Annotated in this window: 19 protein-coding genes; 7 read left to right on the forward strand and 12 right to left on the reverse strand. The window is 66.3% G+C overall.

Annotation, left to right across the window (positions count from 1 at the left end; all coding sequences use genetic code 11):
* Window positions 1-96: 96 nt before the first annotated feature.
* The 6 genes from ACFY0P_RS03835 to ACFY0P_RS03860 form a co-directional block, all read right to left on the reverse strand.
* The gene (locus ACFY0P_RS03835) at window positions 97-747 is read right to left on the reverse strand and encodes a nitroreductase family protein (protein WP_388906961.1); all 651 of its coding nucleotides are present in this window, start codon (window positions 745-747) and stop codon (window positions 97-99) included.
* Complete coding sequence (locus ACFY0P_RS03840; RefSeq protein ID WP_388906964.1) at window positions 738-2,345, reverse strand: hypothetical protein; 1,608 nt, start codon at window positions 2,343-2,345, stop codon at window positions 738-740. Before ACFY0P_RS03840 ends, ACFY0P_RS03835 begins: the two co-directional genes overlap by 10 nt.
* 82 nt (window positions 2,346-2,427) lie before the next feature.
* A complete protein-coding gene (locus ACFY0P_RS03845; protein WP_388906966.1) occupies window positions 2,428-3,075 on the reverse strand; it encodes a TOMM precursor leader peptide-binding protein in 648 nt (215 codons plus the stop codon).
* Window positions 3,054-4,415 (reverse strand): YcaO-like family protein, encoded by a 1,362-nt coding sequence (locus ACFY0P_RS03850; RefSeq protein ID WP_388906969.1) that lies wholly within the window; start codon window positions 4,413-4,415, stop codon window positions 3,054-3,056. The genes ACFY0P_RS03845 and ACFY0P_RS03850 overlap by 22 nt, the downstream gene beginning before the upstream one ends.
* Before the next feature lie 20 nt (window positions 4,416-4,435).
* Window positions 4,436-4,594: a hypothetical protein gene (locus tag ACFY0P_RS03855; protein ID WP_388906971.1), complete on the reverse strand. Its 159-nt coding sequence runs from the start codon at window positions 4,592-4,594 to the stop codon at window positions 4,436-4,438.
* 160 nt (window positions 4,595-4,754) lie between these two features.
* A complete protein-coding gene (locus tag ACFY0P_RS03860; RefSeq protein WP_388906973.1) occupies window positions 4,755-5,993 on the reverse strand; it encodes a glycosyltransferase in 1,239 nt (412 codons plus the stop codon).
* A 418-nt stretch (window positions 5,994-6,411) separates the two neighbouring features.
* Between ACFY0P_RS03860 and ACFY0P_RS03865 the strand changes: the two genes are divergently transcribed.
* Both ACFY0P_RS03865 and ACFY0P_RS03870 read left to right on the forward strand, forming a co-directional pair.
* Window positions 6,412-6,630: a hypothetical protein gene (locus tag ACFY0P_RS03865; protein ID WP_388906975.1), complete on the forward strand. Its 219-nt coding sequence runs from the start codon at window positions 6,412-6,414 to the stop codon at window positions 6,628-6,630.
* Between the two features lie 77 nt (window positions 6,631-6,707).
* Complete coding sequence (locus ACFY0P_RS03870) at window positions 6,708-7,952, forward strand: FxsB family cyclophane-forming radical SAM/SPASM peptide maturase (RefSeq protein ID WP_388906977.1); 1,245 nt, start codon at window positions 6,708-6,710, stop codon at window positions 7,950-7,952.
* A gap of 149 nt (window positions 7,953-8,101) precedes the next feature.
* On the opposite strand, the gene ACFY0P_RS03875 is transcribed toward ACFY0P_RS03870, so the two are convergent.
* From ACFY0P_RS03875 to ACFY0P_RS03895, 5 genes are all read right to left on the reverse strand, one after another.
* Window positions 8,102-9,145, reverse strand: a complete 1,044-nt coding sequence (locus ACFY0P_RS03875) for an ABC transporter ATP-binding protein (RefSeq protein ID WP_388906980.1) — start codon at window positions 9,143-9,145, stop codon at window positions 8,102-8,104.
* 26 nt (window positions 9,146-9,171) lie between these two features.
* Window positions 9,172-10,212 (reverse strand): ABC transporter ATP-binding protein, encoded by a 1,041-nt coding sequence (locus ACFY0P_RS03880; protein WP_388906982.1) that lies wholly within the window; start codon window positions 10,210-10,212, stop codon window positions 9,172-9,174.
* A 48-nt stretch (window positions 10,213-10,260) separates the two neighbouring features.
* Window positions 10,261-11,241, reverse strand: a complete 981-nt coding sequence (locus ACFY0P_RS03885; protein WP_388906985.1) for an ABC transporter permease — start codon at window positions 11,239-11,241, stop codon at window positions 10,261-10,263.
* Window positions 11,242-11,349: 108 nt separating this feature from the next.
* The gene (locus ACFY0P_RS03890) at window positions 11,350-13,080 is read right to left on the reverse strand and encodes an ABC transporter substrate-binding protein (RefSeq protein WP_388906987.1); all 1,731 of its coding nucleotides are present in this window, start codon (window positions 13,078-13,080) and stop codon (window positions 11,350-11,352) included.
* A 95-nt stretch (window positions 13,081-13,175) separates the two neighbouring features.
* Window positions 13,176-14,201: an ABC transporter permease gene (locus ACFY0P_RS03895; protein WP_388906989.1), complete on the reverse strand. Its 1,026-nt coding sequence runs from the start codon at window positions 14,199-14,201 to the stop codon at window positions 13,176-13,178.
* A gap of 516 nt (window positions 14,202-14,717) precedes the next feature.
* Between ACFY0P_RS03895 and ACFY0P_RS03900 the strand changes: the two genes are divergently transcribed.
* The 5 genes from ACFY0P_RS03900 to ACFY0P_RS03920 are packed head-to-tail and all read left to right on the forward strand — an operon-like array spanning window position 14,718 to window position 20,313.
* Window positions 14,718-16,349, forward strand: coding sequence for an ABC transporter substrate-binding protein (locus tag ACFY0P_RS03900; RefSeq protein ID WP_388906992.1), 1,632 nt, complete (start codon window positions 14,718-14,720; stop codon window positions 16,347-16,349).
* 6 nt (window positions 16,350-16,355) lie between these two features.
* Entirely contained in the window at window positions 16,356-17,279 is a 924-nt protein-coding gene (locus ACFY0P_RS03905) for an ABC transporter permease (RefSeq protein ID WP_388906995.1), read from the forward strand.
* Window positions 17,272-18,252, forward strand: coding sequence for an ABC transporter permease (locus tag ACFY0P_RS03910; protein ID WP_388906997.1), 981 nt, complete (start codon window positions 17,272-17,274; stop codon window positions 18,250-18,252). The genes ACFY0P_RS03905 and ACFY0P_RS03910 overlap by 8 nt, the downstream gene beginning before the upstream one ends.
* Window positions 18,253-18,260: 8 nt before the next feature.
* On the forward strand, window positions 18,261-19,235 hold the full coding sequence (locus ACFY0P_RS03915) for an ABC transporter ATP-binding protein (RefSeq protein WP_388906999.1): 975 nt from the start codon (window positions 18,261-18,263) through the stop codon (window positions 19,233-19,235).
* A 4-nt stretch (window positions 19,236-19,239) separates the two neighbouring features.
* Window positions 19,240-20,313 (forward strand): ABC transporter ATP-binding protein, encoded by a 1,074-nt coding sequence (locus ACFY0P_RS03920; RefSeq protein WP_388907001.1) that lies wholly within the window; start codon window positions 19,240-19,242, stop codon window positions 20,311-20,313.
* Window positions 20,314-20,558: 245 nt separating this feature from the next.
* Here ACFY0P_RS03920 and ACFY0P_RS03925 read toward each other — a convergent pair whose 3' ends face one another.
* Entirely contained in the window at window positions 20,559-22,679 is a 2,121-nt protein-coding gene (locus ACFY0P_RS03925) for a prolyl oligopeptidase family serine peptidase (RefSeq protein WP_388907003.1), read from the reverse strand.
* Window positions 22,680-22,692: the final 13 nt, after the last annotated feature.

Here is a 22,692-nt window from a genome sequence, read left to right on the forward strand (position 1 = left end):
TGAGCCACCTGACCGGCGTGGCTTGCTGCGGTCCGCCAGGTCGGCGATCGCGGGCTTTTGGATCGCCGAGCAACTGCCCGGCCGGCGCGCTGCCGGTCACGTTGCCTCCAGGGGGAAGCCCAGAGCAAGGGTGAACAGATGCCGTACACCGGGTGGGAGATCCTCGGTGTACTCATTGCTCGATGCTCCGAAGGGCACCGCTCCGAGACCCAGGGTGCGCGCACCGAGCCAGGCGGCATACCCCAGCGCACTGGCCTCCACGAGCGACGAACGGTACGTCCCGGGCAGAGCCGACTCCTGCGGACCCGATATGAGCAGGATGCCCGGTGCGTCGGCGTAACGGTCCGGAAGGCGCTTCAGCCAAGCCGGAGCGAGCCGGTGTTGCAGTCGCCCGGAGACGCTGTCCCGCGTGTAGAGCCCGGGGGCGCCACCCGACACCTGGAATGCGGCGACCCGAGGCACGAGCAGCGAGCGTGCGAAGAGGCCCCGTGGCCAGTGTTGAAGGTGAAAGTCCGCGGCGATGTCCAGCAGTTCCGTGATATCCGCCAAGGGCAGGGGTCTCGGCGCGTACTCCCGGACCGATCTGCGCCCGGCCGCAGCCTCGGCCAGCCTGCGCCCCGTCGCCGCAGGGTCGTGGTCGGAGCGCGCGGTGACCACGACGTCGACCGAGACCCCGGTGGTTCCCTGGCCCGAACGGAGCACCTCGGCGACGGTCTTCGATATCTCTTCGGATGGAATCAGTGGCATGGCGCCGTCCTCCGGCTCCTGAGGCCGATGATGCCGGCAATGAATTCGTAGCCGACATCGAGACCGAGAAGGGTGGCGACCTCGTCGTCCCACTCCGGGGAGATCTCGATCTCGATCCCCAGGGCATCGCACATCGCGGCGATTTGGGTCGTTGCGCAGCCCGCGTCCAGGAGACTCAGCCGGTACGAGAAGAACTCTCCATACTTCTGGGCAAGCCGCGCCTGCTGTGCCACGAGTATCACGACGGCATCGAATGTCCCGTGCGCCAGACCGGTGTGTCCGACGAGTTCCGCGACGGGGACGGGATCGGGATGCTGAAGAATCAGTTCGTGCTCGAAGTCGGCATACCGGAATACCGTGCCGCAGACGCCGAAGTCGACCTGCTCCGTCACGCACAGCAGGGAGGTGGAGCCGAAATTTCCGCCGGACGGGGTGTGCCGGTCGCGTCGCTCCAACCCTGCGCCGCCCTGGAAACCGGCGCTTCGGTTGAGTATGAGCGAGATCTCGTCCTCACCGATTCGCATCGGACCGGCGCTTGTTGCCCGGTCCGGCCCTGCGGGGAGCGGCATCTCACGGGTCGCCGGTAGCGGTATCCGCGGATGTGTCCTGAATGGTGCCCTCCTGTCGGTGGCACCCTTGAGCTTCGTCGCCTGAGCGCGTGAGAGCTTCTTGCCACGTGCCAGATGGGGGGCCGGGGCGGACATGGCCCAGTCGTAGGCGTCGAACATGTTCGGTGCCGGGCCCCCGATGACGCCGGAACCGCAGTCCCTGCAGTCCGGGTAGGGCACGACCAGAAAGGACTCGGTCGTGCGTCGCGGCTCGGCCGAGACCACGGTCACGGTCCGGGGCACGGCAGCCTTGGCCGACTTGAGAAGGACTGCGACGATCTCCGACGCAGCGAGCCCTGCCAGAATGTCCGAGCTGAATTCCTGGCCCGGACCATCGTCGGTACGCCGGTCCCAGCCGGCCTCGGCCCGGCTCCTGCCCACACATGCGGCGCAGGCACTCGTACCAGCGTCCAGAACCGGCCCGATCTCGAATGTGTCACCTGAACAGGCGACCCGGAGCAGCGGCAGTCCCAGCGGTACACAGTGCCTTTCCGCTTCGCCGAGTGCTGACGAGCCGTCGTCGACGATGACGGCGAGAACACTGACCGAGTCACCGAAGGCCGCGTACGCCTGGACTATCTCCGAAGGGTCACCGACTTGGCAGACGCCTGTCCCCAGGTATCGGAGATCCTCGTGGATCGCCTCGGTCACGGCTCCCTTGCCGATGAGAACGACAGCGGCCCGCGCCAACCGGCTCGTGATCTCGGCAGACCCCGAGTATCCGCCGATCTCGCTCAGCATGCGGGAGAAATAGACGGCGACGTCGTCAGGCGTCGCGTCGGGAGCCGACCCGGCATCTTCCAGAAGGTCACGCGCTTCCAGTAGAGCCAGGATGGCATCCATCTGCCGGGTCGTGATCGTGTCTTCGTCGTCGCACAGACGGTACGGGTCGTTTCCCTTCGTCAGCTCTCCCAGGATGAGCGGCAGGATGTCCCTTGCGGCCTTTCCTCTGAGGGAGTGCTTCTGCTGACCGCCGACGATGATCAGCATTCCGTCGGTGTACGTGACGACCAGTCCACGACGCAGTCTCCGTGGCCGCGAGTGAACCCGCTTCTCTACGGGTGTGGTGGTGCTAGCCATGGGATCTCCCCGTAGCTTCGACGGTGTCGGGCGTGGCGGACAGGGTCGGCGCATGGCATCGAGGACAGCCGTGGCAGCCTGTGACGGGATCGCTGCGCAGGTGCGTGGTGGTCTGGTCGATGGTCACCACCCCCGTGGATCCGGTGTCAACGTTGTGGCGTGTGATCGACTGACAGGCGACCGCCGCGGCGATCCTGACGTGATGGGGCAGCAACCCGCCAGGACCGATGTCGTCGTCCTGTTCATAGGCGGAATGTAGGGCGTGCGTCGTCGGCCAGGTTCTATCGTGCTGAACCCGGCGACTGTAGTAACAGTGCCAGCACGCAGCTTGGGATCCAGGCGTCACTTGGGGGCCGACCTTGATGGTGCCCTCCTCCTGGGCGATGAGGATCCAGGGAACTCCGGTGGCGTACGCGATGTCGTCGACCTCGGCGCACAGGCTCCGAGAGACACGCCAGAGCGCTACGACGATGAAGTCGACGTCGGTTTCCGTGATCTCCCGCCTGAGCCGGGAGACGGTGTCCAGTTGTCTGCCCGGGAAACGGCTGTTGATCCTTTCCACCACGGCCTCGCCGAACGGCCCCCGCGAGAGATGGACCGGACTGACGGGCGAGCCAGTTACGCGAACGGCTGTGGCCATGAGTTGAGGCCCTCCTCCGCCATGGACGTGTAACCCATGAGGCGAGGTGCCTCATACAGGCGCGCGTGCCCCTTGAACTGCACCAGAGGATCAAGGCTCATGGGCTGGAGGTCCGGGATGACCACGCAGACGGCGGTCAGCCCGACCGCTGCGAGTTCCTTCGTCGTACGCTCCACTACAATCGGTCGCATCTCTTTGGCCGCGAAGGTGTTCATCATGACGTTGAGCGCTTCGTGCGGGTCCTGAGGCAACTCGGCCGAACTGTCGGAGTAGCTGTCGGATCCGGTCAGGAAGTCAAAAGCGTGGGAATTCTCCGCCAAGGCCATGAACACAGCCCCGTCCTCGATTTCCCGGTATGCGCTGTATGGCTTCCTGGGATCACCTTCGGCCGCCTGGATGACAGCACGAATACTGACGGCCTCGCACACCGCCTTGGCGACTGCCTCCCGCATGTTCCAGCCCGTACCGGCGCCTACCGCCGTGGCGACCTGCGTGTCATAGGGAGCACGGACCAGGCAGTACGCGGTCGGGATACGAAGATCGGACGTCGCGTCAAAGACCTGGATATCGAGGAAGTGGCGCCGACCCCACTCCACGATGCGCGCGGTCATGTCGTTGTAATCAGCGGTACGCACGCGCGGCAGTGTCAGCGCCTGCAGCCAGAGCAGAGAGATGATGTCCCGCTCCACGACCTCCCGAATTCCGCCGACCACGGCCTCCTCGGAGGATGTGTGGACGGCGTAGCCGGTGGATATCGGGCTCGTGAATCGCTCGGCCGGTGTTCGGTCCAAAAGCCCGAGGCAGACCATCGCGGTGGGAACCCAGACCGGTTCCCCGTTGATCAGGTCCTTACCGCGTGACCATCTGATGCTGGCAGATGGGTCGAAATTCGTGGCTCTGGAACCGGCTGCGGCGAGTTCTTTCGCGGAGCACTTCGGGATTCGCCAGGGTTCTACGCACCGGCCCTCCAATTCCTCCGCTGTCGCCCATATCGTGTCCCCGATCGGGTGGTCAGAAATGACGTACCGCTCGGCACCTTCAGCGATGGCGATCAGACGGGCGAGCTCCGTGCTGCCGACGTCGGCACGCCCGCCGCAAACGGTGTGCCCCTTTCCGCTTCCGCCGATCCCCGGTTTGCCGCTCCCTACCGATGCCGCGTAGATTTCAAAGGGAAGAGGGTCTCTCCAGTCGCTTCCGCCACGCACCGCGTACACGACTCCGTACGGAGAAACCAGTTCATCCAGTGCCGCATAATTGGTTCCCTGCATAGTTGGACCCGTTGCCTCGCCTTCGAGTCGATAGGCTCGTACAGCCAGCTCGGTGACCGTGCAACCGGTCACCGAGCCGACCTGGCGCTCAATTACATCGTGACCTTGGAACAGTTCCAGGAGATCAGGCAGCCGTCACTATTGGCGCAGCTGCTGTCTCTGACGCATTCCGGACCCATGAGAGCGAACAACTCGTCCTCTTCGAGCGGGTCGGCGATCAGATCGAGCTCCTGGACTATTTCATTGTCCATGAATTACTCCTTTCACTGGTTAGGTTGTTGCCGGTGCGGTGCTACATGCTGGCAGTCCCCAATGGTGCGCGCAAGAGGGCCTTTCATGATCGACTTCACGTCGAACTGGAGCGGCAGTAAAGGAGTTGACGACGACTCCTCTTTGTGATCTCGCGTATCTTTAGAAGCGATGCATCTCGTTCTGCAGCTTTGCTTCTGCTATGCGCCTCCGTGTGGTCGTCTGTCGCATTTCGGCAACATCGGTCCGGATATGGATGCAGCCTGAGTGTGTCACTTCCTCCACTTCGTCTGCCGCACTGTGTGGGCCGGCGGCGGAACGGAGTTCGGCACTTAGGTCTTGCGCCGCATCTGTCAGCCGAGCATCGCCCGCCACTTCTTCTAAAAATTCCGGTAGCGCTGGTTCGGGCAGCTTGCGGGCGAGCCCCGCTCTTATGCAGGCCTCCGCGAGCAAAGGCTGTTCGGCTCCGGCTGGGCTGACGACAAGTGGCCGACCGTGCAGAAGTGCCCCGAGAACGGGGGCAGATGTAGCACTGGTGAGAACGAGCGATGCCTGCTCGACCAAAGGTCTCATCCAGGGCAGCCGGACCGTAACGAGGTCCGCGTGAGGGGCTGGGGCCGGGTTCTCGGATCGCCCCAGCTCCACTACTGCCTGGAACGGGCTTCCGGCAAAAAGGGAGTTGAGGTGAGGCCAGATGTCGTTGGCCTGAAACCGCCTGCCCAGATGCACGTACACCAACGGTTTGCCGCGTCGCGCGATGACTCCGTCCAGCTGCGCTTTCACGGAGTCGTCAGGTTCTGGTTCCCAGAAACAAGGACCGACATGGCGTACGACGTCCGGCAGTTCGGACCCGGGATACTCGAGCGCCGGATGGCCCCTCAGCAGATAGCGGTCCCCCAGGAGGGATCTCGCGGCTTCGCTTTCGGGGCCGCGGGACAGTCCCGCCTGCTCGCGAAGATCCTGGTACAGGCGTGTCATGTCATGCAGCCGCGACCTTCGCAGGGCGGGCAGCTCCGGCTCGTCGGCCGCTCCCGACGCGTACGGCCACAGATATGCCGCGAGACCGAGAACCACGGTGGGGACACCTGACCGTTCCGCGGCCAGCAGGGCTCCGTGGCCGAACACGGAGGTGAGGACCACGTCGGCCCGGAAACTGCGAAGGGTGTCGAGGATCAGGGCGTACTGGTCGTACTGTCTGCGCACCCAACCGCTGGCCGAGAACGCCGCCGCATGCCTGTCCTCGACGAGCGTCACGGGCACTCCGGCCAGCACGGCCGGCGCTGCCGCGCTCCGGCGACCCAGGAGACGGACCTCATGGCCGCGCCGTTTCAGTTCTTTTCCGACCGATATGACGGGGTAGAGGAAGCCGGGGTCGCTGAGCGGACACATGAGTACTTTCACGCCTATTCCTCGTTCCGTTCGGGCCGACCGGTTTATTGCGGAGGAGTTTCCGCACTCTAGCTTCGACGGAAGGGGGTGCGACAGGTGAGCGCGCACATCGCCTCGAGAAGAGCGCAGCGTCCTCATGGCAACCGGCGTGGGGCACTCACGATATGCGCTTGCATCCTGGAAGATGTCTGGCAGGGACCCGTTTAAATCACCTCAAGCGGGTGCCAACCGGGGGGAGGGGGGCAAGCTCCTCTTTTCGGGGCCTGGCCGTTGGTGTGAAGAATTTAGGCTGGACATCGCACTCCGTCGCATGCCATGATTCTTTTGCATTGGGGTGGCGCCTTGTCATTTCCCTCTGTTCTCTCCTTCTTGTTCGGGGCTTCCCGTTACTCGCAATACCCTTTGATCAATTCATTGTGAAGGGGTGTCTATGCGCAACAAGAACAGGCTGACACTGATACAGCAGGTGGGGGCGACCGCGGCTGTCGCTGCCCTCGTCGCGCCGGGTGCTGCAGTTGCTTCGGCTCAGCAATCCACCCGTCCCGAGGCGTCCTCCGTGGTGGAGGCGAAAAGCGCTCTTGGCCTCGTGCTCGAGCGAGTTGCCCAGCAGGGAGACACCGTGTCTCCTCTGCAGAACCACAACAAGTAGCGACACTGGGCATCGCCGGAAGCGGCTGAGGCGTATCCGGCCTCGGCCGCATTCGGGCCAGGAGGAGGAGAAGCCCGGTGAAGGGTCCCGCACGCGAGGTCGCCCGGCGTGAGGACGCGTGGCCGACGCGAGCCGTGGTGGACGTGGCGCTGGCCGATGATGCGTGGCAGCCGTTGCCTTTTGCCGTGTTCATCATCAAGCTGCACGGTAGATGTAACCTCGCCTGTGACTACTGCTATATGTACGAGATGGCGGATCAGAGCTGGCGAGACCGCCCCGTTGCCATGACTCGAAGAGTGGTCGACAAAGCTGCGGAGTCCATTTCTGACCATCTGAAAGCACATGCAGAATTGCTGCCCGCAGCGATTATCAAGCTGCATGGAGGAGAGGCTCTGCTGGCGGGTGCAGAGGGAGTTGACTACGCCGCGACAGCTTTTCGTTCCGCCGTACCCGAGGGCTGCGACGCGCAGATTGCGTTGACGACGAACGGCATCCTGCTCGATGACAGGGAAATGCTGGAGGTCATCGAACGACAGGGTATTCATGTGAGTGTCAGTCTCGACGGAGGAAAGGACGCTCACGACCGGCATCGTACGTACGCCAATGGCCGGGGAAGCCATGAAGCCGTCATGCGCGGACTCGAATCCATGCGGCAGTCACCGGCCGCCGGTCTGCTGCGCCTCGTCCTGTGCACGATCGATGTGGAGAACGATCCCCTCGACGTCTATGAGTCACTCGTCGATGTCGGAGCTCCGTTGATTGACTTCGAACTGCCCCTGGGCAACTGGACGGAGCGGCCACCGGCCCTTCCGGCGGGCAACAGAGGCACCCCGTACGCGGACTGGCTCATCCCCATCTTCGATCGCTGGTACCACACCGTACCTGTCCCCGTGGGTATCCGGATCTTCGAGAACATCATGGCCCTGGTTCTCGGTGGCCACAGCGAGACCGAGGGGTTCGGTCTTACGCCGGCACAGATCGTGACCGTGGACACGGACGGCTCCATACAGCTCGCGGACACCCTGAGGTCGGCGTTCGACGGGGCACCGGGAACGGGCCTCGACGTCTTCACCGGTTCCTTCGAGCAGGCGCTGCTGCATCCTGGCGTGGTGGCACGCCAACTGGGCCTGCGCGGCCTGTCCCCGCAGTGCCAGCGCTGCTCGTTGGTGGAGATCTGCGGTGGCGGCGAATACGTCCATCGATACCGGGCCGACTCAGGATTCCTGAATCCCTCCGTGTACTGCCGAGACCTGCAGAAGCTGATCACGCATATCAGAGATCGTGTCCATCTGGATCTCGCGACGGCCGTTGATGCTCGGTGAGTACGTCCGTGAACCCATGGAACACATGAGAAGGGCCCGCACCTGGGGAGGTGCGGGCCCTTGCTCCCCTGGAGCGGACGTTCAGGGGCTCGGGTCAATGGGCCGGTGAAAGTCCGTTCCGCAGGCGGCGGCTGACGGAAAGGGGTGTGTCAGGCCGCGGCCTCGGGGTCCTTGGAGAGACGCGGGGCGGGAATCGTGTCCCGCACCTCAGGGTAGTGGCACGCGGTGAGGTGGCCGGGCTTGTTGCCGTCGGCCTGGACCAGCGGCGGCGCCTCCGTCGCGCACTTCTCCGTCGCCTTCCAGCAGCGGGTGCGGAAGCGGCAGCCGGAGGGCGGGTTGATCGGGGACGGGACGTCACCCACCAGGCGGATCCGCTCGCGCGGCTCCACGTCCACCGTCGCCTCGGGTACGGCGGACAGCAGGGCCCGCGTGTAGGGGTGGCGCGGGTTCTCGTACAGGTCCTCGCGGTCGGCGATCTCCACGATCTTACCGAGGTACATGACCGCGACCCGCTGCGAGAAGTGCCGCACGATCGCGAGGTCGTGGGCGATGAAGACGAAGGCGATGCCCAGTTCCTGCTGGACCTTCTGCAGAAGGTTCACGACCTGCGCCTGGATGGAGACGTCGAGCGCCGAGACCGGTTCGTCGGCGACGATCAGCTTCGGTTCCAGGGCCAGGGCGCGGGCCACGCCGATGCGCTGGCGCTGGCCGCCGGAGAACTCGTGCGGGAAGCGGTTGAAGTGCTCCGGGTTCAGGCCGACGATCTCCAGGAGCTCGCGGACCCGCTTCTCCCGACCGCCGGCCGGATTGATGTCGTTGATCTCCATCGGACCCGCGACGATCTTGCCGACCGTCTGGCGGGGGTTCAGCGAGGCGTACGGGTCCTGGAAGATCATCTGGATCTCGGACCGGATCGGCGCCAGCTGCCTGCGGTTGGCGTGCGTGATGTCCTGGCCGCGGTAGGTGATCTTGCCGCCGGTCGGCTCCAGCAGGCGGGTGATCAGGCGTCCGGTCGTCGACTTGCCGCAGCCGGACTCGCCGACCAGGCCCAGGCTCTCGCCCTCGGCGACCTGGAAGTCGAGGCCGTCCACGGCCTGCACCGCGCCGACGGTCCGCTTGATCGGGAAGCCGCCCTTGATCGGGAAGTGCTTGGTCAGCCCGGAGACGTCCAGGAGGGGGTTGGTGTTGCTCATGGTCGTGAAGTCCCGTCTCGTGTCCGTCAGTTGTGGCCGGCGGTGGCCGCGTAGTCGGCGAAGAGCTCGTCTCGCCGGCTCAGTTCCAGGTGGCAGGCGGAGCCCCGGCCCTCGACCAGTTCGAGCACCGGCTGCACGCTGGAGCACTTGCCGCCCGGGACCTTCTCCACGAACGCGCAGCGCGGGTGGAAACGGCAGCCCGACGGCGGGTTGAGCAGCGAGGGCGGAGAGCCGGGAATCGGCGACAACGGCACGTCGACCGGCCCGTCCAGAGCCGGCATGGAGTTGAGCAGGCCGAGGGTGTACGGGTGCTGCGGAGAGCCCAGGACCTCCTTCTTGGTGCCCCGCTCCACGCACCGGCCGCCGTACATCACCAGCACGTCGTCCGCGATGTCGGCGATGACACCGAGGTCGTGGGTGATGAAGATGATCGCGGTGCCGAACTCCTGCTGGAGGTCCTTGAGGAGGTCCATGATCTGGGCCTGGACCGTCACGTCGAGCGCGGTGGTGGGCTCGTCGGCGATGAGGAGTTCGGGGTCGCAGACCAGGGCCATGGCGATCATGGCGCGCTGGCGCATACCGCCGGAGAACTGGTGCGGGTAGTCGTCCACCCGGACGTCCGGCTGCGGGATGCCGACACGCTTCAGCATCTCGATCGCCCGCGCCCGCGACTCCCTCTTGGAAGCGCCGGTGTGCTTGCGGTACACCTCGGAGATCTGGGTGCCGATGGTGTGGTACGGCGACAGCGAGGCCAGCGCGTCCTGGAAGATCATCGACATCTTGTTGCCGCGCAGCTTCTCCAGCGTCCGCTCGGAGGCCGTGAGCAACTCCTCGCCGTCGAGCAGGATCTCGCCGTCGATCGCCGTACGGTCACGGTCGTGGAGACCCAGGATCGTCAGGTTGGTGACGGACTTGCCGGAGCCCGACTCGCCCACGATGCCGAGCGTCTTGCCCTTGGCGAGGTCGAAGCTGAGCCCGTCGACGGCCTTGACGATGCCGTCCTCGGTGGAGAAGTGGACTTTGAGGTCCTTGACGGAGAGGAACGGCTGCTGATCGGTGCTCGTCACGGGGACGCTCCTGGGGGTGATGCGGGGGGTAGGGGTTACGGGCGGAGGTCAGGCGAGCCGGATCCGCGGGTCGATGAAAGCGTAGGCGGCGTCGACGATGATGTTGAAGAACACGATCGCCGCCGCGGACAGCACCGTGACGCCGAGCAGCATCGGCAGGTCGCTCTGGTTGACGGAGGTCACCGCGAGGCGGCCGATGCCCTGGAGGCTGAAGACCTGCTCGGTGATGATCGCGCCGCCGATCAGCGTGCCCAGGTCGATGCCGAACAGGGTGACGATCGGACCCATCGCGCCGCGCCAGGCGAAGCGCAGGAACACGTTGGCACCGGAGAGGCCCTTGGCGCGGGCGGTGCGGACGTAGTCCTCGCTGAGCTGCTCGACCAGCTGGGAGCGGGCCATACGGGTGTAGTTGGCGGTGAAGATGATCGACAGCACGATCCACGGCAGCAGCAGGCCCGAGAACCACTGGACGGGGTTGTCGGTCAGTGCCGTGTACGAGGGCTGGTCGAGGATGCCCGTCTTGAAGGTCAGGAAGTACAGCGCGATGTAGCCGACGAAGTAGATCTGGAGCGAGGAGCCGAGCAGCGACGCCGAGCTCGCGAACTTGTCCAGGAACTTGCCCTGCTTGAGCGCGGCGATCATGCCGGTGCCGACACCGAAGGTCAGGAAGATGACGGCCGAGCCGAAGGCGAGCGAGAGGGTCAGCGGCAGCCGGTCCATGATCGTGCCGAAGACGGGCTCGTTGTTGGCGAAGGAGTAGCCGAGGCACGGCGCGTTGCAGTGCCCGAAGCCCGTGTAGTCACGCCCGACGAAGATGCCCTTGAGCCAGGACCAGTACTGGACCGGGATCGGATGGTCGATGCCCAGGTTGTGCCGGATCTGCGCGAGCGAGGCCGGCGTGCAGTTCTTGCCGCAGGACATCATGGCCGGGTCACGCGGGACGGCGTAGAAGAGCCAGAACGTGATGGCGCTGATGATCAGCAGAATGACCAGCGCGCCGATCGTACGGCGGACAAGGAAGCGGAACATGGGGTCAGGACTTTCCGGACGGGGCGCCGTTGCCGGGGCGTGAGGGGTGTGGAGCCGGTGGTGGGGGCGGCCCGGGGTAGGGGCCGCCCCCTTTGGTGCCGGTGGCGCCTACGCCTTGACGTAGAGCCTGGTGAGCGCGATGCCGGTGTTTCCGGCGTCGTAGACGAAGCCACCGACCTTCGAACCGTGCATCCAGTTGCGGATGGCGTGGTAGTCCGGGACGCAGGCCGCGAGCTCCATGACCTGCTTGTCGATGGCGCCCCAGGCCTTGTTGGCCTCGTCCGCGTCGGTGATCAGGGAGGCGGCCGCGATGGCCTTGTCGACGCTGGCGTTCTTCAGCTGGGCGTAGTTGCTGCGGCCGTCACCGATGTTCTCGCCGTCCCAGCAGGGGTAGAAGACCGAGTAACCACCCGGCCAGTCCGGGCTCCAGCCGGCCGCGAACAGGTCGTAGGTGTTGTCGATCTTGCCGATCTGGGTGTAGAAGGTCGACTTGTCGAGCTGCTTGTTGACGACCGTGAAGCCGGCGGCCTCCAGCGCGTTCTTGATCGCGACGGCCTGCTTCACCGCGTTGTCCGACGTCTGGTAGGCGATGACCAGCTTCTGCCCGAGCTTGCCGGCCTCCTTGAGGAGGGCCTTGGCCTTGGCCGGGTCGCCGCCGGGCTTCGTCTTCTTGCCGTAGAGGTCGAAGTCCGTGTAACCGGGCGTCACCGGGCTGAAGATCGTGGTGGCGATCTCGCTGGTCGACGCACCGCCGCGGATGGTCTGCAGCTGCTGGTTCGGCCAGGCGTAGTTGATGGCCTGGCGGACCTTGACGTCCGTGATCCGGGTGGTGTTGATCGGCCAGTAGTAGGTGACCGTGTCGACCGCGGTGAGCACCCGCTGCTTGAGCTTCGCGTTGGTGAGGACCGTGGCGATCCGCTCCGGGGCGACCTCGTTGAAGATCGACATCGTGTACTGGTCGTTGCCCTTGTCCGCGATGTAGCGGTCGGTCGAGGCCAGCAGTTCGAAGCCGAACTGGAAGAGGTACTTGTCCGGGTAGGCGTTGCGGATCGGGTCCGTCGCCGCGTCCCAGTGCTCGTTGCGGGTGTACGTCAGGGACTTGCCGACGTCGCGGGCGGAGATCTTGTACGGGCCGCAGGAGAACGGCTGCTTGTCGTACTTCTCCTTGGTGTCCTTCGACTTCTTCACGAAGGAGTACGCGCGCTCGGCGAGCGTGAAGTTGAAGTCACCACGGGCCTGGTTGAGGCGGAAGGTGATGGTCCGGCCGTCGATCTCGATGGAGTCGAGGTGCTTGCCCTCGTAGGGGCCCTTGTACTTGTCACCGCCCACCAGGAACTGCTGGACGTAGCGCGGGCCCTCGGTCACGAAGGAGGCGAAGAGGCGCTCGAAGGTGTGGCGGACGTCGTCCATGGAGAGGTCGGAGCCGTCCTCCCACTTGATGCCGTCCTTGATCGTGAACGACCAGGTCTTGCCGCCGTCCTTGGCCGTGCCCGCGTCCGTGGCCACGTCGCCGACCAGGGTGGCGCCGCCCTTGGAATCGAGCTTGTAGCCGGTCAGGCCGCGCATGATCGGCGTGGTGATGAGGATCTCGGTGGAGACGTAGATCTGCGCCGGGTCCAGGTGGTCCATGTCGAACTGGTCGAGCCCGTAGATCGTCCCGCCCTTGACAGCGCCGGCGACCTCGGGGGCCGGGCCCGTCGAGTCGGCCTTCGTACCGACCGCGATCTTGCTCTGCTTGGCCTTGCTGACCGAGGGGATCTTGTTGTCCGACGACTTGCTGCCGCCGCCACAGGCGGTCAGCACCGTGCTCGACGCGGCCACCACGCCGGTAGCGATCATGAAGTTTCTACGGGAAAAAGACACAGCAACCCTGCCTTATGGGTGGGACGGGACCAGCCGGACGACGATGACCGGACCGGCAGATGAGAGATGGGTCAGCGCTTGGACTTCGGGTCGAGCGCGTCACGAGCCGAGTCGCCGAGCAGGTTGAACGCCAGGACGAAGATCACCATGGCCAGGCCCGGGAAGAGCATGAACGTGAAGTCCTGGGTGTAGAACTGGGCGCCTCGCTGGATCATGACCCCCCAGTCGGGGGTCGGGTCGATCATGCCGACACCGAGGAAGGCGAAGCCCGCCTCCGCGGTCACATAGGCCGGGAGCATGAGCGTGGACTGGATGAGGATCGGCGTCCACAGGTTCGGCAGCAGTTCCTTGAACACGATGCGCGCCGGTGACGCCCCGGTCACCTTGGCGGCCTCGACGAACTCCCGCTCACGCAGGCCGAGTACCTGGCCGCGCAGCAGACGGGCGATCGACGCCCAGCCGAAGAAGGACATCATGAAGATGAGCGCGACGGCCCGCAGCCAGGTCGGGATGTTGTCGTCGGCGGCGACGAAGAGGCCGAACACCACCGGCATGAAGGCGATGATGAACAGCGTCGAGGGGATCGACAGCACGATGTCGATGATCCGGCCGACCAGGTAGTCCGTCTTGCCGCCGAGGTAGCCCGCGGTCACACCGACCACGACACCGACGACGGTGGTGATCAGGGTGGCGGCCAGGGCGATACCCAACGAGGTCCGGATGCCGTAGATCAGGAAGGTGAAGACGTCGCGGCCCAGCTGTGGCTCGATGCCGAACCAGAACTGCGAGCTCATGCCGCCGTTCGGGCCCGCCGGGTACGAGAAGGGGTCCAGCAGGCTCGGGTCCTGGCTCGCGTACGTCGTGTACGGATCCTTCCCGTACAGCTTGGATATCAGCGGCGCGGCCAGCGCGATCACGAAGAAGAAGATCACGATGATCGCCGATATGACGCCCGTACGGTCGCGTTTGAAGCGGCGCCACGCGAGCTGTCCCGGGGACCTGCTCTCGCCGGCCTTCGAGTCGGGAGAAGTGATCGACTTCTCGGCGCTCTCGTCGGACACCTCGAGCGGGGCCGCGGATGGAGTTGGGGGGGTCATGGTGCTCCTGGCCCAAGGGAGGGTCTGATGACTCCGCAGGGCACACTCCCCTACGGGCTACGCCGGACTTTTTCAACGCAATTCATTCAAGGTCAATAAATTCTCGGGCGACTTGGGTTTCTCTTTACTTTCTTTGCCTGGCCTTGACCGTTCCGTAGCTACGCGGGTAGCGCCTCGTAATCGCACCGTGCTTTAGATCGGGCGAATTGGACGAAACGGGCAATGAGTTCGTTATGCGGACGCGTGGGTGCCGAAATGCGTACATCGGCGGGTCGCAATCCAACGTTTCGGCATCGTTACGCGGAGATCCATTGCGCCGCCCACGCAAGATCCTCAAGGGGCTCCCGGAGGGGCGCCTGCAATCGGGTGACGTGTCCCTCTAAAGGTCGTCATGGGGTCCTCGATGGCCGTCCGTTCGGGGCAGTGGGTGAGCGATATCAACCTATTTGGTCGATATTGACCGATAGCGGATCATCCACGGATCGAACGGATCACTCTTCACGGAGGAGGCACGCCATGCGTTCAGCCACGCACGCCCGAGGGGCGGCCTGCGCGGTCGTGGTGGCGCTCGCCGCCACGGCCTGCGGGGGCGGCGGCGGCAGTGGGGGCGGCGGAGGCGAGAGCGGCGTGCTCAGCTCCTCCTGGGGCGACCCGCAGAACCCCCTGGAGCCGGCCAACACCAACGAGGTCCAGGGCGGCAAGGTCCTGGACATGATCTTCCGGGGCCTGAAGAAGTACGACCCGAAGACCGGCAAGGCGACGGACATGCTCGCCCAGAAGATCGACACGAGCGACTCGCAGAACTTCACGATCACGCTCAAGGACGGCTGGACGTTCAGCAACGGCGAGAAGGTGACCGCCAAGTCCTTCGTCGACGCCTGGAACTACGGGGCGAGCCTCAAGAACAACCAGAAGAACGCCTACTTCTTCGGCTACATCCAGGGCTACGACAAGGTCCACCCGGCCAGTGGCTCGCAGAGCGCCGACACGCTCACCGGCCTGAAGGTCGTCGACGACAAGACCTTCACCGTCCAGCTCAACCAGAAGTTCTCCAGCTTCCCCGACACCCTCGGCTACGCGGCCTTCGCCCCGCTGCCGCAGACCTTCTTCACCGACCACGCCGGCTGGCTGGCGCAACCGGTCGGCGACGGGCCGTACCGCATCGAGTCCTACACCAAGGGCTCGCAGATGTCCCTGAAGAAGTGGGACGGCTACCCCGGTGCCGACAAGGCGCAGAACGGCGGAGTGACCCTCAAGGTCTACACGGACAGCGACACCGCCTACACCGACCTCATCGCCGGCAACCTCGACCTCGTCGACGACGTTCCCGCGTCACAGCTGAAGAACGTCAAGAGCGATCTCGGTGACCGCTACATCAACACTCCGGCCGGCATCATCCAGACGCTCGCCTTCCCCTACTACGACAGCGCCTGGAACAAGAGCGGATCGGAGAAGGTCCGCACCGGCCTCTCCATGGCGATCAACCGGAAGCAGATCACCGACACCATCTTCCAGAACACCCGCACCCCGGCCACCGACTGGACCTCGCCGGTGCTCGGCGCGGACGGCGGCTTCAAGGAAGGGCTGTGCGGGAGCGCCTGCGACTACAACCCCGCCGAGGCCAAACGGCTGATCCAGCAGGGCGGGGGGCTGCCCGGCGGCCAGCTCAAGATCACGTACAACGCCGACACCGGCTCGCACAGGATGTGGGTGGACGCCGTGTGCAACTCCATCAACAACGCGCTGGGCAACGACAAGGCCTGCGTCGGGAATCCGATCGGTACCTTCGCCGACTTCCGCAACCAGATCGGCCAGCACAAGATGACCGGGCCGTTCCGGGCGGGCTGGCAGATGGACTACCCGCTCATCCAGAACTTCCTCCAGCCCCTCTACTACACCAACGCCTCCTCCAACGACGGCAAGTGGTCCAACCCGGACTTCGACAGACTCGTCGACCAGGCGAACGCCCAGACCGACCCCGCCAAGGCCGTGTCCACCTTCCAGCAGGCCGAGGAGGTCGTACGCGACAACATGGCCGCCATCCCGCTCTGGTACCAGAACGGCAGCGCCGGCTACTCGGAGCGGCTGTCGAACGTCGCCCTCAACCCGTTCAGCGTCCCCGTCTACAACGAGATCAAGGTCAGCTGAACCGGCATGGGGCGCTACGTCGTCCGGCGGCTGCTCCAGATGATCCCGGTGTTCGTCGGGGCCACGCTGCTGATCTTCCTCATGGTCAATGTCATGGGCGACCCGATCGCGGGGCTGTGCGGTGAGCGGGCCTGCGATCCGGCGACCGCCGCCCAGCTGAAGAAGGAGTTCGGACTCGACAAGCCGGTGTGGCAGCAATACCTCACCTATATGGGGAACGTCTTCACCGGCGACTTCGGTACGGCGTTCAACGGGCAGCCGGTCACCGAGCTCATGTCCACCGCGTTCCCCGTCACCATCCGGCTGACGATCGTGGCCATCGTCTTCGAGATCGTCATCGGCATCACCCTGGGGGTGGTGACCGGACTGCGGCGCGGGCGACCCGTCGACACCGGAGTGCTGCTGGCCACCCTGGTCGTCATCTCCGTACCGACCTTCGTCACCGGTCTGCTGCTCCAGCTGCTCCTGGGAGTGGAGTGGGGCTGGATCAAACCCTCCGTCTCCCCGGAGGCCACCTTCGGCGAGCTGATCGTGCCGGGGCTGGTCCTCGCCTCCGTCTCGCTCGCCTACGTCACCCGGCTGACCCGTACCTCCATCGCCGAGAACAAGCGGAGCGACTACGTCCGTACGGCCGTCGCCAAAGGGCTGCCCAGGCGCCGGGTCGTCGCACGGCACCTGCTGCGCAACTCGCTCATCCCCGTCGTCACCTTCATCGGCACCGACATCGGCGCGCTGATGGGCGGCGCGATCGTCACCGAGCGGATCTTCAACATCCACGGCGTCGGCTACCAGCTCTACCAGGGCATCCTCCGGCAGAACACCCAGACGGTGGTGGGGTTCGTGACCGTGCTGGTCCTGGTGTTCCTGGTGGCCAACCTCCTGGTGGACCTGCTCTACGCCGTACTCGACCCGAGGATCCGCTATGCCTGAGCAGCCGTTCGACCAGGACCGGGCCATCGCCGGGACGGGCATGGGCGGGGCGATGGACCTCGCGACGACCGAGGCCGAGACGCTGGAGAGGACTCCGGGCGGGCCGCTCGGCACCGGCCCGGCGGCCAGGCCCCGCTCCCTCTGGTCCGACGCCTGGCGGGACCTGCGCCGCAACCCCGTCTTCATCGTCTCCGCCCTCGTCATCCTCTTCCTCGTCGTCATCTCCCTGTGGCCGTCCCTGATCGCCTCCGGCTCCCCCCTCAAGTGCGACCTCGCCAAGGCCCAGGAGGGCTCCCAGCCGGGCGCTCCCTTCGGCTACGACGGCCAGGGCTGCAACGTCTACACGCGGACCGTCTACGGCGCCCGTACGTCCGTCACGGTGGGCGTCTGCGCCACGCTCGGGGTCGCGCTGCTCGGGTCGGTGCTCGGCGGGCTCGCCGGGTTCTTCGGCGGCCTCTGGGACTCGGTGCTGTCCCGGATCACCGACGTCTTCTTCGCGATCCCGGTCGTCCTCGGCGGTCTCGTCCTCCTCTCGGTGGTGACGAGCAATACGGTCTGGCCGGTCATCGGGTTCATGGTGCTGCTCGGCTGGCCCCAGATCTCCCGGATCGCCCGCGGCTCGGTGATCACCGCCAAGCAGAACGACTACGTCCAGGCCGCCCGCGCGCTCGGCGCCTCCAACTCCCGGATCCTGCTGCGGCACATCGCACCCAACGCGGTGGCCCCCGTGATCGTCGTCGCGACCATCGCGCTCGGCACCTACATCGCCCTGGAGGCGACCCTGTCCTACCTCGGCGTCGGCCTGAAGCCGCCCAGCGTCTCCTGGGGCATCGACATCTCCGCCGCCTCGCCCTACATCCGCAACGCCCCGCACGCGCTGCTGTGGCCCTCCGGGGCCCTCGCGCTCACCGTCCTGGCCTTCATCATGCTCGGCGACGCGGTGCGCGACGCCCTCGACCCGAAGCTGAGGTGAGCGCCGCCGTGCTGCTCGAAGTGCGCGATCTGCACGTGGAGTTCCGGACCAGAGACGGGGTCGCGAAGGCGGTCAACGGCGTCTCGTACGCCGTCGACGAGGGGGAGACGCTGGCCGTGCTGGGGGAGTCGGGGTCGGGGAAGTCGGTGACCGCCCAGGCCGTGATGGGGATCCTCGACACACCGCCCGGGCGGATCGGCGGGGGCGAGATCCTCTTCCGGGGGCGGGATCTGCTGCGGCTGAAGGAGGAGGAGAGAAGGAAGGTCCGGGGCGCCGAGATGGCGATGATCTTCCAGGACGCGCTGTCGGCGCTCAACCCGGTGCTGAGCGTGGGCGACCAGCTCGGCGAGATGTTCGTCGTGCACCGGGGGATGTCGAGGAAGGACGCGCGGGCCAAGGCGGTCGAGCTGATGGACCGGGTGCGGATCCCGGCCGCCGCCCAGCGGGTGCGGGACTATCCGCACCAGTTCTCCGGGGGCATGCGCCAGCGCATCATGATCGCCATGGCGCTGGCCCTGGAACCGGCGCTCATCATCGCCGACGAGCCGACGACCGCCCTGGACGTGACCGTGCAGGCCCAGGTCATGGACCTGCTGGCGGAGCTGCAGCGCGAGTACCACATGGGGCTGATCCTGATCACCCACGACCTGGGGGTGGTCGCGGACGTCGCCGACCGGATCGCCGTCATGTACGCGGGGCGGATCGTCGAGTCCGCGCCCGTGCACGACATCTACAAGGCGCCGGCCCACCCCTACACGCGCGGGCTCCTCGACTCCATCCCGCGCCTCGACCAGAAGGGGCACGAGCTCTATGCCATCAAGGGCCTGCCGCCCAACCTGATGAACATCCCTCCGGGGTGCGCCTTCAACCCGCGCTGCCCGATGGCCCAGGACGTGTGCCGTACCGACGAGCCACCGCTGTACGAGGTGGATCAACACCGGGGCAGTGCCTGTCACTTCTGGAGGGAGTGCCTCAATGGTTGACAGGGTGGTTGAGCCGATCCTGGAAGTGAGTGGACTGGTCAAGTACTACCCCCTGACCCAGGGCATCTTGATCAAGAAGCAGATCGGTGCCGTCAAGGCCGTTGACGGTGTTGACTTCGTGCTCAACAAAGGAGAGACGCTCGGCATCGTCGGGGAGTCCGGCTGCGGCAAGTCAACGGTCGCCAAGATGCTGGTCAACCTTGAGCGGCCGACGGCAGGGTTGATCAAGTACAAGGGCGAGGACATCACCAAGCTGAGCGGGCGGGCGCTGAAGGCCGTTCGCCGCAACATCCAGATGGTCTTCCAGGACCCGTACACCTCCCTCAACCCCAGGATGACCGTCGGCGACATCATCGGGGAGCCGTACGAGATCCATCCCGAGGCGGCTCCCAAGGGCGACCGGCGCAGGCGGGTCCAGGAGCTGCTGGACGTCGTGGGGCTCAACCCCGAGTACATCAACCGCTACCCGCACCAGTTCTCCGGCGGTCAGCGGCAGCGCATCGGCATCGCACGGGGGCTGGCGCTCCGCCCCGAGGTGATCGTCGCCGACGAACCGGTGTCCGCGCTCGACGTCTCCGTACAGGCCCAGGTGATCAACCTGCTCGACCGGCTCCAGAACGACTTCGAGCTGTCGTACGTCTTCATCGCCCACGACCTGTCCATCGTGCGGCACATCTCGGACCGGGTCGGGGTGATGTACCTCGGGCGGATCGTGGAGATCGGCAGGGACGAGGAGATCTACGACCACCCGACCCACCCCTACACCCAGGCCCTGCTCTCCGCGGTGCCGGTACCGGATCCGGAGGCGCGGGAGCGCCGGGAGCGGATCATCCTGAGCGGGGACGTCCCGTCGCCGACGAACATTCCGTCGGGGTGCCGGTTCCGCACGAGGTGCTGGAAGGCCCAGGAGCGGTGTGCGGTGGAGGTGCCGTTGCTCGCGGTGCCCGCCGCTTTTCGGCTCGCGTCGGGGCCGGCGGCGCACGACTCGGCCTGCCATTTCGCGGAGGAGAAGCGGGTGGTGCCGCCGGAGGAGCCGGCCGGGGAAGCGCCGGACGATCTTGGTAACGGGGGTGCATAGCGGGGCGTATGCGGGTCAATCGCGTTAACACGCAGGCAACTTCGGCGACCCGGTCCCGATATACGGACGGGGCACTCTAATTTGCGTACGGCCGTGCGGGTGCCGTAAACGGGCCGGAGCGCGCCATGTCGCTCCGGCCCGTTGCCTCTTTCTGTGCCTAGACCGGCGCCGCTCTCGCGGACCTGGCTGGTGCTTCGTCGTGGTTCCTCAATTGATGGTTGCGGTGCTCTGTGGGGAGAACCCGCTCAGCCCAGCCCGAGAGCGCGCCGGAGAAAGTCCAGCTGGAGCAGCAACAGGTTCTCCGCCACCTGTTCCTGTGGGGTCATGTGCGTGACGCCCGACAGGGGCAGGACCTCGTGCGGGCGGCCCGCGGCCAGCAGGGCGCTGGACAGGCGCAGGGAGTGGGCCACGACCACGTTGTCGTCCGCCAGGCCGTGGATGATCATCATCGGGCGGTGGGGTTCGGCGGCGTCGACCAGGCCCGCGTCGTCGATCACCGAGTTGCGGCGGTAGACCTCCGGCTGCTCGCCGGGGTGGCCGAGGTAGCGCTCCTGGTAGTGGGTGTCGTACAGGCGCAGGTCGGTCACCGGGGCGCCGACCACCGCCGCGTGGAAGACGTCCGGGCGGCGCAGGGCCGCCAGGGCGGCGAGGTAGCCGCCGAACGACCAGCCGCGGATCGCCACCTTGGTCAGGTCGAGGGGGAAGTCGGCGGCGAGCGCCTGGAGGGCGTCGACCTGGTCCTGGAGGGCGATCGCCGCGACGTCGTCCTTGATGGACTTCTCCCAGGCGGGGGAGCGGCCCGGGGTGCCCCGGCCGTCGGCGACGATCACCGCGAAGCCCTGGTCGGCGAACCACTGGGAGGTCAGGTGGGCGTTGTGCGCGGCGGCCACCCGCTGACCGTGCGGACCTCCGTAGGGGTCGAGCAGAACCGGAAGGGGAGTGTCCCCGTGGTAGTCCCGTGGCATAAGCACGGCGCACGGAATTCGGCGTGCGCCCCCCTCGGTGAGCGTCACGCGCGGGGACAAACCGGGGTCTTCGGCGTATGACGTGACAGTCGCCAGGTGCTTCCCGTCCTGCAGTACCTGGGTGCGGGTGCCCGGGCTGTCCAGGGTGGCGGAGACCAGTACGGTCACGCCCCCGGCGCGCACCGCCGTGTGCACGCCGGGCTCCTGCGACACGCGCTCCACGCCGAGCTCGTTCACGCGGTAGACGTGTACCTCGCCGGTCTCGGGGGACTCGGCCTCCTCGCCGGCGGACGCGGAAACCAGCACGTCGTCGGCGGTCACGTCGAGAACCGCACGGATGTGCAACTGGGGTCCCGTGAGGGGTCGTTCACCGACCGCGAGCACCCGGGCGCCGCCCTCGTCGGCGATCCGGACCAGCTGTCCTGAGGGGCTCCAGCAGGGCACTCCACCGAACAGTTCAAGCCATGTTGGATCTTCGTCGGCGTGCACCATCCGGGTCGCCCCCGACCCCGGGTCCACGGCCAGGAACAGTTGGCTGCGCTGGTCGCGCGCCTGTACGAGCAGCAGCGGGGCACTCGCCTCTGACCAGTGCACATGCGCCAAGTACGGATAGCGCACCCGGTCCCAGGAGACTTCCGTGCGCTCCCCGTCGAGGCCGTGGACGAACAGGCGTACGTCGGCGTTCGCGGTGCCCGCCGCCGGGTAGGCGACATGATGTGGCTCACGCTCCGGGTGGGCGGGGTCGGCGATCCACCACTGCTGCACCGGCGTGTCGTCCACGCGCGCCACGAGCAGTCGGTCGGACTCCGGCGACCACCAGAAGCCGCGCGAACGCCCCATCTCCTCGGCCGCGATGAACTCGGCCAAACCGTAGGTGACCTGTTCCGACTCAGGCTCCGCGAGCGCCCGGTCGCCCTCGCCCTCGGCGCCCACCACGCGCAGGGCGCCCTCCGCGACGTACGCGACATGGCGGCCGTCGGGGGACGGGCGTGGGTCGATCACCGGCCCGGGGACGGTGAGTTCACGTGCCGTGCCGGCCCTGAGCTCGGCCGTGAAAAGCCGTCCTGACAAGGCGAAAGACGCCAACTCCAGGGCCGCGTCCGCGGCGTAGCCGACGATGCCGGCACCGCCCTCGCGGCTGCGTTCGCGACGGGCTCGCTCCTGGGGCGAGAGGTGCTCCTCGGCGCCGCCGAGCAGGGTGCGGGGGTCTGCCGCGAGGCGCTCCTCGCCGCCCGGCAGATCGAGAATCCAGAGGGAGTTGGCGCGGTCCGTGCCGGAACCGGAGCGCAGAAACGCCACGCGGGAGCCGTCGGGGGCCACGGTGAACGCGCGCGGCGCGCCGAGCGTGAAACGCTGGGTGCGGGCGTGCCGTCGGGGGAATGAGACAGCCTCGGTCGTCATACCCCGACCATAT

The sequence above is a fragment of the Streptomyces sp. NPDC001714 genome (assembly GCF_042892755.1).
GTDB lineage: Bacteria > Actinomycetota > Actinomycetes > Streptomycetales > Streptomycetaceae > Streptomyces.

Coding starts and splice junctions, on each gene's coding strand:
- ACFY0P_RS03835 (WP_388906961.1), bottom strand. CDS start 747: ATGCCACTGATTCCATCCGAAGAGATATCGAAGACCGTCGCCGAGGTG.
- ACFY0P_RS03840 (WP_388906964.1), bottom strand. CDS start 2,345: ATGCTGATCATCGTCGGCGGTCAGCAGAAGCACTCCCTCAGAGGAAAG.
- ACFY0P_RS03845 (WP_388906966.1), bottom strand. CDS start 3,075: ATGGCCACAGCCGTTCGCGTAACTGGCTCGCCCGTCAGTCCGGTCCAT.
- ACFY0P_RS03855 (WP_388906971.1), bottom strand. CDS start 4,594: ATGGACAATGAAATAGTCCAGGAGCTCGATCTGATCGCCGACCCGCTC.
- ACFY0P_RS03865 (WP_388906975.1), top strand. CDS start 6,412: ATGCGCAACAAGAACAGGCTGACACTGATACAGCAGGTGGGGGCGACC.
- ACFY0P_RS03875 (WP_388906980.1), bottom strand. CDS start 9,145: ATGAGCAACACCAACCCCCTCCTGGACGTCTCCGGGCTGACCAAGCAC.
- ACFY0P_RS03885 (WP_388906985.1), bottom strand. CDS start 11,241: ATGTTCCGCTTCCTTGTCCGCCGTACGATCGGCGCGCTGGTCATTCTG.
- ACFY0P_RS03890 (WP_388906987.1), bottom strand. CDS start 13,080: ATGATCGCTACCGGCGTGGTGGCCGCGTCGAGCACGGTGCTGACCGCC.
- ACFY0P_RS03895 (WP_388906989.1), bottom strand. CDS start 14,201: ATGACCCCCCCAACTCCATCCGCGGCCCCGCTCGAGGTGTCCGACGAG.
- ACFY0P_RS03900 (WP_388906992.1), top strand. CDS start 14,718: ATGCGTTCAGCCACGCACGCCCGAGGGGCGGCCTGCGCGGTCGTGGTG.
- ACFY0P_RS03905 (WP_388906995.1), top strand. CDS start 16,356: ATGGGGCGCTACGTCGTCCGGCGGCTGCTCCAGATGATCCCGGTGTTC.
- ACFY0P_RS03910 (WP_388906997.1), top strand. CDS start 17,272: ATGCCTGAGCAGCCGTTCGACCAGGACCGGGCCATCGCCGGGACGGGC.
- ACFY0P_RS03925 (WP_388907003.1), bottom strand. CDS start 22,679: ATGACGACCGAGGCTGTCTCATTCCCCCGACGGCACGCCCGCACCCAG.